The sequence below is a fragment of the Pseudomonas flavocrustae genome (assembly GCF_029872515.1).
Lineage (GTDB): Bacteria > Pseudomonadota > Gammaproteobacteria > Pseudomonadales > Pseudomonadaceae > Chryseomonas > Chryseomonas aestiva.
Genome location: NZ_JAPDIQ010000014.1, coordinates 81,344 through 93,442 on the forward strand (window position 1 = coordinate 81,344; position 12,099 = coordinate 93,442).

Consider the following 12,099-nt stretch of genomic DNA (forward strand, 5'->3'; position numbering starts at 1 on the left):
AGGAGATTGCCATGAGCGATCCGACCTCGCCCTCCCCGTCCGGCCAGCCCTTCGAACAGGTGCTCAAGCACAGTGCCACGGAGGTCGCCTCCTTCGCCCGTGACGAGCGCAGCCCGCTGGTCAAATTCCGTCACTTCCTGCATTCGCGCCCCTCGGCGGTCTCGTTGCTGGTGCTGCTGCTGTCGCTGTCCATCTTCGGTGCCCTGCTGGGCGGCAAATTCTTTTCCGCCTTCGCCCTCACCCTGATCCTGCAGCAGGTCGCCATCACCGGCATCGTCGGCGCGGCCCAGACCCTGGTAGTGATCACCGCCGGCATCGACCTCTCGGTGGGCGCCATCATGGTGCTGTCCTCGGTGGTCATGGGCCAGTTCACCTTCCGCTACGGCCTGCCGGTGGAGCTGTCGATCCTGTGCGGCCTGGCGGTGGGCACCCTGTGCGGCATGGCCAATGGCTGGCTGATCGCCCGCATCAAGCTGCCGCCCTTCATCGTCACCCTGGGCATGTGGCAGATCGTGCTCGCGGCCAACTTCCTCTATTCGCGCAACGAGACCATCCGCGCCCAGGAAATTGGCGCGACCGCGCCGCTGCTGCAGGTGTTCGGCGACAATTTCCGCCTGGGGGGCGCGGTCTTCACCTATGGCGTGATCGCCCTGGTGGTGCTGGTCGCCCTGCTCTGGTACGTGCTCAACCACACCGCCTGGGGTCGGCACCTCTATGCCGTGGGCGACGATCCCGAGGCCGCGGCGCTGGCCGGGGTCAACGTCCGCCGCATGCTGATCACCGTGTACGGGCTGTCGGGGCTCATCTGCGCCTTCGCCGGCTGGGTGCTGATCGGCCGCATCGGCTCGGTCTCGCCCACCGCTGGCCAATTCGCCAACATCGAGTCCATCACCGCCGTGGTGATCGGCGGCATCTCGCTGTTCGGCGGCCGCGGCTCCATCCTCGGCATGCTGTTCGGCGCCCTGATCGTCGGCGTCTTCGCCCTCGGCCTGCGGCTGCTGGGCACCGATGTGCAATGGACCTATCTGCTGATCGGCACGCTCATCATCGCGGCCGTGGCTATCGACCAATGGATCAGAAAGGCGGCCAGCTGATGACTACCGAACCCCTGCTCATGGCCCGTGGCCTGGTGAAGCGCTACGGCCGCGTCACCGCCCTCGACCATGCCGACTTCGACCTGCTGCCCGGCGAGATCCTCGCCGTGATCGGCGACAACGGCGCCGGCAAGTCCTCGCTGATCAAGGCCATCTCCGGTGCCCTGCGGCCCGATGAAGGCGAGATCCGCTTCGAGGGCCAGCCCGTGCAGTTCGCCTCGCCCATCGCGGCGCGGCGGGCCGGCATCGAGACGGTCTACCAGAATCTGGCACTGTCGCCGGCGCTGTCCATCGCCGACAACCTCTTCCTCGGTCGCGAATTGCGCAAGCCGGGACTGCTGGGCACCCTCTGCCGCACCCTGGACCGCAAGGAAATGGAGCGCATCGCCCGGGAAAAGCTCTCCGAACTGGGCTTGATGACCATCCAGAACATCAACCAGGCGGTGGAGACCCTGTCCGGTGGTCAGCGCCAGGGCGTGGCCGTGGCCCGGGCGGCCGCCTTTGGTTCCAAGGTGATCATCCTCGACGAACCCACGGCGGCGCTGGGGGTGAAGGAGTCGCGCAAGGTGCTGGAGCTGATCCTCGACGTGCGTGCCCGCGGCATCGCCATCGTGCTCATTTCCCACAACATGCCCCATGTGTTCGAGATCGCCGATCGCATCCACATCCATCGCCTGGGTCGCCGGCTGACGGTGATCGATCCGCGCCAGCACTCCATGGCCGACGCCGTGGCGCTGATGACCGGCGCCCAGACGGTGGCCGCCTAGGCACAGGCCAGGCCCAGGGTTTCCCAGCCCACGGCTGAGCGGGAGACCCGGGGCCTGCCTGATCGCCCATGATCCGGCCCGACAGGAAAAACCTGACTGGCCGCTCAAGTTATCTCCGGCAGGCACCGATAAAGTCTGACAAATAACTGTCGGAGTTGCCTCGCCGTGCCTGCCTTGTCGTTGAAACAGAAACTCTCGCTGTCTGCCACCGCGGCCGTCCTGGTCGTGGGGGTGGGTCTGACCGCCATCAACTTCTTCAATACCCGTACGGCGCTGGAAGCCTCCACGGTCGAGCAGCTGAAGACAGTCAGCTTCGTCTTCAACGGCGGGGTGCGCCAGTGGCTGGACGGCAAGGCCGCGGCGCTGGGCGCCCTGGCCGCCGACACCCAGGAGGCGAACCTCCCGGCCGGGCTCAATCAGGTCAAGAACTCCGGCGGCTTCGACAACGTCTTCTATGCCCGGCCTGATGGCAGCCAGGTCAATGCCAATGGCGTCCAGCTGCCGCCGGACAACAACGATCCGCGCAAGTGGCTGTGGTACCAGCAGGCGCAGCAGAATCCCGGCAAGGTGTTCTTTTCCATTCCCACCGTGGCGGCGGCAACCAAGCAGAATGTGCTGTCGCTGGGCTGGGCCCTGCAGTCGGCGGGCAAGACCACGGCGATCCTTGGCGCGGACGTCAGCATCAGCGACATCCTCGACCAGCTCAAGCGCGTGCAACTGCCGGGCGCCGGCAGCGCCGTGCTGGTCAACGGCCAGAACATCGTCCTGGGCCACGAGGACGCCGCCCTGCTGGCCAAGCCGATCACCGAGCTCTTTCCCCAGCTCGACGCGGATACCCTCCAGCGCCTGGCCCAGGCGCCCGGCGAGCGCCATGTCGACACCGTCGCCGGCCAGCGCCTCTATGCCGCGCCCATGAATCACAATGGTGAGACTCTGGTGATGATCGTCGACAGCGGCGTGCTCATGGCGCCGCTGCAACGCCAGCTGTGGATCAGCCTCGCCATCCTGGCCGTGGTGCTGGGTGGCTCGCTGCTGCTCATCAACCTGCTGTGCAGCTATCTGCTCCGGCCCCTGGGTGTGGTCTCGAGCGGCCTGCAGGTGATCGCCGAGGGCCAGGGCGATCTGACCCGCCGCATCGCCGTGCAGAGCACCGATGAGGTCGGCGGTCTGGCCGGCCACTTCAACCAGTTCGTGGCCAGCCTGCACGGCCTGATCGGTGGCGTGCGCCAGCATGCCCAGAGCGTGGACGCCGAATCGCAGAAGGTCCTGCAACGCAGCGCCGCGGCCACCCAGGAGCTGGGTCGCCTGCAGCAGGAGATCACCCTGGTGGCTACGGCCGTTACGGAAATGGCGTCCGCCACCCAGGAGATCGCCCGCAATGCCGAGCAGACCGCCGAGGCCATCCGCCAGTCCTCCGACAGCACCGCCCAGGGCCTGACCCTGGTGCAGACCAGCAAGGAATCCATCAACAGCCTGGCGCGGGAAGTGGACGACGCCACCCGGGTCATTGGCGAACTGGACCATCACTCCCAGGCCATCGCCAAGGTGCTGGACAGCATCCAGAGCATCGCCGAGCAGACCAACCTGCTGGCGCTCAACGCGGCCATCGAAGCAGCCCGCGCCGGTGAGCACGGCCGGGGCTTTGCGGTGGTCGCCGACGAGGTGCGGACGCTGTCGCAGCGAACCCAGGCCTCGACCCGGGAGATCAACGAGACCATCGGCACCCTGCAGCAGATGACCCGCCAGGCGGTGCAGCGCATGGACAGCAGCATGGCCATCGCCGAGCGCAGCGTCGCCGACGTGGAACGCGCCTCCAGCGCCCTGGAAGAGATCGCCCAGAGTGCCGGCGTCATCTCCGAGATGTCCCTGCAGATCGCCACGGCTGCCGAGGAGCAGACCTCGGTCACCGAGGAGATCACCCGCAACGTCATCACCATCAAGGGCCTCGGCGACACCCTGGCCAGCGGCGCCGAGGATTCGGAACGCCAGTCGCGCTCCCTGCAGCATCACGCCGCCGATCTCAATCGCGACGTGGCCCGCTTCATCCTGTAACCCCTCAGGCGCAGCCGCCCCCCGGGCCGGCGGCTGCGTCCCGGCCGAAGACCCTGCGCCACGGGGCGGGCATCCGGTAAGATCGGCGCTTTTTCCGCGACGACTCCGCCCATGTCCCAGCCTTCCCGCTCCGAACTGCTCTATGGTCCCCAGGACCGACCGCGCCCGCTGATCGCCCTGCTCGCGGCCATCCAGCACCTGCTGGCGATCATCGTGCCCATCGTCACCCCCGGTCTGCTGATCTGCCAGGCCCTGGGCGTCTCGCCGCGCGACACCAACCTGATCGTGTCCATGTCGCTGGTGATTTCCGGCATCGCCACCTTCGTCCAGTGTCGCCGCTTCGGGCCCTTCGGCGCAGGCTTGCTGATCGTCCAGGGCACCAGCTTCAACTTCGTCGGTCCGCTGATCGCCGGTGGCGCCCTGATGGTCAAGAGCGGCACCCCGGTGGAAGCCGTGATGGCGGCCATCTTCGGTGTGGTCATGGCCGGTTCCTTCGTCGAGATGGGGGTGTCGCGAGTACTGCCCTTCGTCAAGCGCCTCATCACCCCGCTCGTGACCGGCATCGTGGTGCTGATGATTGGCCTGACGCTGATCAAGGTCGGCCTGATCAGCATGGGCGGCGGCTTCGCGGCACTGGGCAATGGCACCTTCGCCAATGGCGAGAACCTGCTGCTGTCGGGCACCGTACTGGCCACCATCGTGGTGCTCAATCGCCTTCCGTTGCGCGGTCTGCGCAGCAGCGCCATCGTCGTCGCCCTGCTGCTGGGCTACGCCATCGCGGCCTGGCTGGGCCGGCTGAATTTCACCGGCATGCACGAGGCCGCCTGGGTGCAGATCCCCATGCCGCTGCACTTCGGCTTGGGCTTTTCCTGGTCGCTGTTCGTGCCCCTGCTGGTGATCTACCTGGTGACCTCGCTGGAGGCCATCGGCGACATCACCGCCACCAGCAAGGTCTCTCGCGAACCGGTGGAAGGTCCTCTGTGGATGCAGCGGATCAAGGGCGGGGTGCTGATCAACGGCGCCAACTCGCTGCTGGCCGGGCTGTTCAACACCTTTCCCAGTTCGGTGTTCGCCCAGAACAACGGGGTGATCCAGCTGACCGGCATCGCCAGTCGCCATGTCGGTCTGTGGATCGCCGCCATCCTGGTCCTGCTGGGGCTGTTCCCGGCGGTGGCCGGGGTGATCCAGGCAGTGCCCGAGCCGGTGCTCGGCGGCGCGGCCATGGTGATGTTCGGCGCGGTCGCCGCCTCGGGAATCAACATCCTCGCCAGTGTCGAGCTGGACCGACGCGCACTGCTGATCATCGCCGTGTCCCTGGCGCTGGGCCTGGGCATTTCCCAGGTACCGGAATTTCTCGCCCATATGCCGGCCGGCCTGAGAGCGGTGCTGGAATCCGGCGTCGCCACCGGCGGCCTGTGCGCCCTGCTGATGAACTGGTTCCTGCCGGAAACGCCCAAGACCGCCGGCTAGACGCCCTTTTTCATCCGCGGACTGAAGTTCCACGCGGGGGTGCCGATAGCCTGGGCAAGTCACCTGTGGACTCGCCACGGTCGTCGTTTCGACCGTGGGCGACCCACCCAGCAGAGCGCCCATGATCAGCCCGGATGTTCCTGTCGTTAAGGTCCCGCTGCGCGAATATGCCGTCCTGGCGCGTGCCATGGGCGCCACCGTCTTTGCCCAGAACCTCGAAAAGCAGCCTGGCGAACTGGTCGGCTGGCGCTTTCCCAAGGGCTGCTTCGTGCAGAAGGCGCATTTCCAGAGCCTGCTGGGCCGCCAGCCGGAGACCCTCTAGGCGTTGCCTTCCAGCGCCGCGAGCAGGCGCTGCGCCTCTTGCAGTTCGGTCTCGTTGAAGACGGCGACGCCCGCGCGCTTCAGCGCCGCCGCCGTGACGCCCTCGCCCGCCACCCGGGTGCCGCTGAAGCTGCCGTCGTAGTTTTCCACATTGCCGCAGGACGGACTGCGCGCCTTGAGCACCGCCAGGCGGATGCCATGGCGCGCGATCAGTTCGAGCGCGGCCGTGGCCCCGGCGACGAAGGCCCGGGTCACGTCCTCTCCGCTATCGGTCACCACCGGCAGCCGACCGTCCAGCACTGCGCCACCCTGGCCGCCGGGAATTTCCGCCGGCGGACGGGGCGTCGGCAGGCCACCGGCCACTTCCGGACAGAGCGGCACGATGCGGCCCTGGGCCTGCCAGACCGCCAGCAGGTCGAAGGGGCCGTGGGCACCGCCGTCATAGCGCACCCGATGCCCCAGCAGGCAGCGACTCACCAGTATCTTTTCCATGCAGCCTCCCGGTCCGCCGCCAGTCTACGCCCTAGGCCTGCAGCGGATTGTCGCCACGCCGGCGGAACCAGCCGGTCAGCGACAGCCGCTCGCGGGTGGCCGGCAGCACCTCGTGGGGCAACTGGCCGGAGAGAAAGCACACCAGGCTGCCGCCCAGGGGCAGGACATCCTGCTGGCGCCGCTCGTCCAGATAGAGCCGCAGCTCGCCGCCCTGCTCCGGCAACCAGGCATCGTTGAGATAGAGCACCAGGGAGACCATGCGGCGGTCATCGTCGCGGAAGCGATCCAGGTGCCGTGCATAGAAGGCGCCGGGCGGATAGAGGGCGAAGTGGCTCTCGTAGTCTTCCAGCCCCAGGAACAGGGAGCGGTTGAAGGCCTCGCGCAGGGTGTCCATGAGTTGCAAATAACGCTGCACGCCGGGATGGGCATCGTCCGGCTCCAGCCAGGCGATATGGTCGCCTCGTACCCCTTCGCGGATCAGCGGGCTTTCGCCACGACCGATGCCGGCGCGCTCCAGCTCACCGCGGGCGTGGCGCAACCGGCACTCGGCGGCCAGCTCGGCAGTGAGGTCCAGGGGCAGGAAGATGCTCTGCCGCGACCAGCCGTGCTCGGCGAGATCGTCGACGATACGTTGCAGCAGGGGATGCTCGGGGTGCAGAGCCATCGCGGAAACCGTCAGAACCGGGCCAGGCCGGCGGGATGCCGAGTGTAAGAGAAGTCGGCCACGGCTGCGCGCCTGCCTTGACCAGGCGACGAATGCCCGGGATGAGCGCCTCGACAGCCAGCCTGGGGTTGCCGACAATGGCGGACTTTCCGGCTCTGCGCCGCTGCCCGAGGTGTCCATGCGCGTTTTGTTCGCTTCCCTGCTTTTCGCCATCAGCCTGCCCGCCCTGGCCGACGATACGGTCAGTCTCTATCAGGCCGCAGGTTGGCCCGAGCAGCGCGGACACTTCCGTGACGCCCTGCAGGCTGCCCAGCAGCGCTACCAGAACAGCCTGCCGCCGGCGCTCTACCAGAGCCTGGTGGACAACAGCAACAAGCGCTACACCGCCGCGGCCATCGATCAGCGCGCACTGGCCGCCTTGCGCCAGAGCCTGCCGGCCGACGGCCCCGCCCTGCAGTTCTTCCAGTCGCCGGTGGGACGCAAGGTGGTCGCCGCGGAAATCGCCGCCACGCGCAGCGATCAACTGGCCAAGAACGCCAATGGCGTACCCCAGATGCAGGCCAGCCCGGCCCGGCGTGCCCAGGCCAAGCGCCTGGCCACTGCCCTGCCCGTGCGCGAAGCCGGGGCCGAGGTCAGCGTGGCCCTGGCGGGCCTCGCCGCCGACAGCCTGAGTTCGATGCTGCCGGGCCTGCTGGGCCAGCAGCAATCCGGCGGCATGATCGAGCAGCAGCGCCAGCGATTCATCCAGCAGATGAATGCCGGTGACCTGGAAAACACCCTGCTCTATGTCTATCGCCCCCTGAACGACAGCGAACTCGGCCAGTTCGCCGACTTTGCCAGCTCGCCCAATGGCAGCGCCTACTACCGTGCCGCCGTGGCGGCCCTGCGCGCCGGCCTGGGTGGCGGCGGTCAGTAAGACGGCTCAGGCGAGACGGTCGTCCAGCCAGCGGAAATAGCGCTGGCGCAGGGCTTCGGTCTCGTTGACCAGATGGTGCCGCGCCTCTGGCAGGCGCAGCACCTCGGGCCGAGCGAACTTGGCCTCCAGCACTCCCAGGTTGTGCCGCCAGTCGACGGTGAAATCCTGCTCGCCCTGGATCACCAGCAAGCTCCGGTTACTGGCCGGCGCCCTCTCCAGTTGCGGAATCCAGCGCGCCAGGGCGCCAACCCACTGCGCCGGCAACTCGCGTGGCTGCAGACTGTCCCGCTGCAGGAAGTCGAGAAAGGCCGGATCCCCGGAATTCACCGAGAAGCGCCGCGGCAGGGCACGCGCGAAGGGCTTCACCAGGCGATAGGTCCACAGGCCCTGGCGCCAGGCGTGGGGCCTGACCAGGGGCGCCAGCAGGATCGTCTCGCCCAGTTCGGGGGCGGGCTCACCGCGCAGCAGATAGTCCAGCAGAATGGCGCCGCCAGTGCTCTGGCCGAGCAGGTGCCAGGGCCGCGGCAGGTCCAGGCGGCGGGCTTCGGCGACCAGGGCCGTCAGGGCGGTCTGGTATTCGGCGAAGTCGTTGATGCTGGCGCGGGCCCCGCTCGACAGGCCATGCCCGGGCAGGTCGCAGGCCAGCACCGCCCACTGCCGTGACAGGGCCCAGTCCACCACGTGACCATAGAGGCCCATATGGTCGTAGTAGCCGTGCAGCAGCAGCAGGCTGCCCCGCGGCTCGCGCGGCCACCAGCCTTGCACGGCGAGCTGGTAGCCGCCGGCGGTAAGTGCGCCCAGGGCCACCGTCACCTCCGGTCGCGCGAGGCTGTCTGCCAGGCGGTAATGGCGGCGATAGGCCTGGTGGTCGAGATCCGCCGGCAGGTCGCGATGCAAGGGCACCAGGGCCTGGCGGAGGCGGTCTAGATCGAAGGGAGGCGTCATGGCTCGGTTCACGGCGAAGTGGCCCCCATGATCGGCGCCCGGGCCGCCACAGGACAAGGGTTCGCCAAAGGACTTTTCCAATTGTTTCAAAATGCGCAACTCTTCCCTGCGCAAAGGTGTCTGAATATTTCACTGCCTAGGCAGTATTCTGGATCCGCTTCATTGCCTGGGCAGATACTGCAATGTCACATTTCGACCGTAGCAACTTTCCCCTGCGCTATTCCGTAGGCCATCTGATCCACCTGGCGAATCAGTACAAGGATCGCCTGCTGGACAGTCACCTGGTGCCCTACGACATCACTGCTGCCCAGTTCAAGGTGCTGCTGCTGCTCGCCCGCGACCTGACCGACACCCCGGCTGAACTCAGCCGCTGCCTGTCCCTGGACAGCGGCGCCATGACCCGCATGCTCGATCGTCTGGAAGCCAAGGAGCTGCTGCGCCGCGTGCGCAGTCTGAGCGACCGCCGCCAGGTGCGCCTGGAACTGACCGAACAGGGCAAGGCCCTGAGCAGTGAACTCATGCAAATCGGCGTCGACGCCCTCAACGACCTCACCCAGTGCCTGGATCGCCAGGAGCTGGACGACCTTGAACGCCTGCTCCGCCGCCTGCTCAGCCCCTCCGGCCTGTTGCCGGAGACCTCTGGAGACCTCTGACCCATGACCTTTCGCCTGCCATTGACCGCCCTCTGCGCCGCCCTACTGCTGGCCGGCTGCGTGTCGTCCGAGGGGTTGCATACCCAGGGGCGCGCTGTGGATCCGGCGACGCTCAAGGGCGAAGCCACCTTTGCCAACGATCGCCTCTCCCCCGCCCAGTGGCCGAGCGCCGACTGGTGGACCCGGCTGGGCGATCCGCAACTCGATAGCCTGATCCGCGAGGCCTTGCGTGACAGCCCCTCGCTGCAGGAAGCCGATGCGCGCAGCCGCCAGGCCGATGCTGCGGTACTCGCTGCCGATGCCGACCGCTATCCGCAGATCGACGCCAATGGCGGCATCACCCGCTCGCGCCTCGCACGGCCGGACGATCCCGTCGGCCAGGGCGAACGCTACAGCACGCTGCGCCAGTTCGATGTGAGCGGCAGCTACAGCTTCGACCTGTGGGGTGGCCAGCGCGCCGCCTGGGAAGCCGCTCTCGGCCGTGCTCGCGCCGGCGAGGTGGATCGCCAGGCCGCGCGCCTGACCCTGGCGGCCAACGTCAGCCGCGCCTACAACCAACTTGGCCTGGCCTACGCCAACATGGACGTGGCCCAGCAGGACCTGGAGCGTACGCGCGACATGCTCGACCTGGCCCAGCGCCGGGTCAACGCCGGTCTCGACAGCGACTACCAGCTGCAGCAGACCCAGAGCCTGGAAGCCAGCTCGGCCGCGGCCCACACCGCCGCCGAGCAGCAGGTGCGTACGGCCCAGATCCGCCTCGCCGTGCTGCTGGGCAAGGGGCCAGACCGTGGCGCCGAGATTCCACGACCGAAGCTGATTGCTCCCGCCGCGGTAAACCTGCCCGGCCAGTTGCCCGCCGAATTGGCCGGTCGCCGCCCGGACCTGATCGTCGCCCGCTGGCGGGTGGAGGCCGCGAGCAAGGACATCGTCGCCAGCAAGACCAACTTCTATCCCAACCTCAACCTCACGGTGGCGGCCGGCAGCAAGGCCATCCTCGGCGATGCCCTGTTCGGCGGTCCGGCGCGCTTCTTCAACGTCGGTCCGGCGTTGTCGCTGCCGATCTTCGACGGCGGTCGCCGTCGTTCCGATCTCGCCAGCCGGGACGCCGACTACGACCTGGCCGTGGCCCAGTACAACCAGACTCTGGTGCAGGCGCTGGGCGACATCGCCGACGCCATCACCCGCCAGCGTTCGCTGGATCAGCAGATCGTCGAGCAGCAACGGGCCCGCGACATCGCCAAGAGCTCCTTCGACATCGCCATGCAGCGCTATGGCGCCGGCATCGGCAACTACCTCGACGCCCTGACCGTCGAGCAGCAACTGCTGCAGGCCGAGCGCCAGCTGGCCAGCCTCCAGGCCGATCGCGTCGACAGCGGCGTGCTGCTGATGCAGGCCCTGGGTGGCGGCTTCCAACCGTCCAAACTGCCGCCGGCGCCCGCCGCCGCGGCCACACACTGATACCGAGAGCCCGACCATGGCCGATTCCGCCGCAACCCCCAATGACAATGCCCAGGAGCAGAAACCGCAGCGCTCCGGCAAACGCAAAGTCCTCCTGCTGCTCCTGCTGCTGGTGGTGATCCTGGCCGGCGTGGGCGTCTACTGCTACCACCTGTTCTATGGCCGCTTCCATGCCAGCACCGACGACGCCTACGTCAACGGCAACCTGGTGCAGATCACGCCCCAGGTCGTCGGCACCGTGACCCGCATCGCCGTGGACGATGGCGACTTCGTCCGCCAGGGCCAGCCGCTGGTGGAATTCGATCCCAGCGACACCGCCGTGTCCCAGCAGAGCGCCGAGGCCAACCTGGCCAAGACCGTACGCCAGGTGCGCGGTCTGTACAGCAACGTCGACAGCTACAAGGCCCAGGTGGCCGCCCGGCGCGTCGAGGTCGAACGGGCCCGCGCCGACTACGCCCGCCGCCAGCAACTGGCCAAGGGCGGCGCCATCTCCAAGGAAGAACTGGCCCATGCCCGGGACACCCTGGTCGCGGCGCAGAGCTCCCTGACCTCCGCCCAGCAGCAACTGGACACCAACCAGGCACTGGTGGACGACACCGAGATCGCCTCGCACCCGGACGTCAAGGCCGCCGCCGCCCAGCTGCGCCAGGCCTATCTGAACCATGCCCGCAGCACCCTGGTGGCGCCGGTCAGCGGCTATGTCGCCAAGCGCTCGGTGCAGGTCGGCAGTCGCGTGCAGCCCGGCGCGGCGCTGATGGCCGTGGTGCCTCTGGACCAGATCTGGATCGACGCCAACTTCAAGGAAACCCAGCTCGCCGAGATGCGTATCGGCCAGCCGGTGGAAATCCACTCCGACCTCTATGGCGACGACGTACGCTATCGCGGCGTGGTGGAAAGCCTGGGCGTGGGTACCGGCAGCGCCTTCTCGCTGCTGCCGGCGCAGAACGCCACCGGCAACTGGATCAAGATCGTCCAGCGCCTGCCCGTGCGGATCCGCCTGGAAGGCGACAACCTGGACAAGCACCCGCTGCGCATCGGCCTGTCGACCGTGGTCGACGTCGACCTGCACGACCAGGACGGCGCCCGCCTGCCCACCACCACGCCGCAGCAGCCGCGCTACAGCACCGACGTCTACGACCATCAGCTGGCCGATGCCGACCAGCTGATCCAGCAGATCGTCCACAACAACGGTCCGGCGGCGCGTGCCGCGGGCGTCGCCAAGCGCTGACAGCCAAGGAGGCTCCCTGCGAGCCTCCCCGTCCACCCC

Annotated in this window: 12 protein-coding genes and 1 pseudogene; 10 read left to right on the forward strand and 3 right to left on the reverse strand. The window is 67.9% G+C overall.

The window, feature by feature from the left end; translation table 11 throughout:
• The first annotated feature begins 11 nt into the window (after positions 1-11).
• The 6 genes and pseudogenes from OMP44_RS22950 (at position 12) to OMP44_RS22970 (ending at position 5,705) form a co-directional block, all read left to right on the forward strand.
• Positions 12-1,094, forward strand: coding sequence for an ABC transporter permease (locus OMP44_RS22950; RefSeq protein WP_133862568.1), 1,083 nt, complete (start codon positions 12-14; stop codon positions 1,092-1,094).
• Complete coding sequence (locus OMP44_RS22955; RefSeq protein ID WP_042137188.1) at positions 1,094-1,861, forward strand: ATP-binding cassette domain-containing protein; 768 nt, start codon at positions 1,094-1,096, stop codon at positions 1,859-1,861. Before OMP44_RS22950 ends, OMP44_RS22955 begins: the two co-directional genes overlap by 1 nt.
• Before the next feature lie 963 nt (positions 1,862-2,824).
• A pseudogene (locus OMP44_RS25220) lies at positions 2,825-3,055 on the forward strand (HAMP domain-containing protein); the annotation flags it as partial.
• Positions 3,056-3,187: 132 nt separating this feature from the next.
• Complete coding sequence (locus tag OMP44_RS25190; protein ID WP_405046303.1) at positions 3,188-3,913, forward strand: methyl-accepting chemotaxis protein; 726 nt, start codon at positions 3,188-3,190, stop codon at positions 3,911-3,913.
• 111 nt (positions 3,914-4,024) lie between these two features.
• Complete coding sequence (locus OMP44_RS22965) at positions 4,025-5,383, forward strand: nucleobase:cation symporter-2 family protein (protein ID WP_280311421.1); 1,359 nt, start codon at positions 4,025-4,027, stop codon at positions 5,381-5,383.
• 121 nt (positions 5,384-5,504) lie between these two features.
• Positions 5,505-5,705, forward strand: a complete 201-nt coding sequence (locus tag OMP44_RS22970; protein ID WP_007162082.1) for a hypothetical protein — start codon at positions 5,505-5,507, stop codon at positions 5,703-5,705.
• Here OMP44_RS22970 and OMP44_RS22975 read toward each other — a convergent pair.
• Positions 5,702-6,196, reverse strand: a complete 495-nt coding sequence (locus tag OMP44_RS22975) for a 2-thiouracil desulfurase family protein (protein ID WP_133862570.1) — start codon at positions 6,194-6,196, stop codon at positions 5,702-5,704. The genes OMP44_RS22970 and OMP44_RS22975 overlap by 4 nt on opposite strands.
• A 31-nt stretch (positions 6,197-6,227) precedes the next feature.
• Positions 6,228-6,860, reverse strand: a complete 633-nt coding sequence (locus tag OMP44_RS22980; RefSeq protein ID WP_280311422.1) for a 2OG-Fe(II) oxygenase — start codon at positions 6,858-6,860, stop codon at positions 6,228-6,230.
• 178 nt (positions 6,861-7,038) lie between these two features.
• Between OMP44_RS22980 and OMP44_RS22985 the strand changes: the two genes are divergently transcribed.
• Positions 7,039-7,776: a DUF2059 domain-containing protein gene (locus OMP44_RS22985; RefSeq protein WP_133862572.1), complete on the forward strand. Its 738-nt coding sequence runs from the start codon at positions 7,039-7,041 to the stop codon at positions 7,774-7,776.
• 6 nt (positions 7,777-7,782) lie between these two features.
• On the opposite strand, the gene bipL is transcribed toward OMP44_RS22985, so the two are convergent.
• Positions 7,783-8,721, reverse strand: a complete 939-nt coding sequence (gene bipL, locus OMP44_RS22990; RefSeq protein WP_280311423.1) for a phospholipase BipL — start codon at positions 8,719-8,721, stop codon at positions 7,783-7,785.
• A gap of 182 nt (positions 8,722-8,903) precedes the next feature.
• Between bipL and OMP44_RS22995 the strand changes: the two genes are divergently transcribed.
• The 3 genes from OMP44_RS22995 to OMP44_RS23005 are packed head-to-tail and all read left to right on the forward strand — an operon-like array spanning position 8,904 to position 12,060.
• Complete coding sequence (locus OMP44_RS22995) at positions 8,904-9,374, forward strand: MarR family transcriptional regulator (RefSeq protein ID WP_133862574.1); 471 nt, start codon at positions 8,904-8,906, stop codon at positions 9,372-9,374.
• A 3-nt stretch (positions 9,375-9,377) separates the two neighbouring features.
• Entirely contained in the window at positions 9,378-10,832 is a 1,455-nt protein-coding gene (locus OMP44_RS23000) for an efflux transporter outer membrane subunit (RefSeq protein WP_280311424.1), read from the forward strand.
• A gap of 16 nt (positions 10,833-10,848) precedes the next feature.
• Positions 10,849-12,060, forward strand: a complete 1,212-nt coding sequence (locus tag OMP44_RS23005; protein WP_133862576.1) for an HlyD/EmrA/EmrK family protein — start codon at positions 10,849-10,851, stop codon at positions 12,058-12,060.
• Positions 12,061-12,099 lie beyond the last annotated feature (39 nt).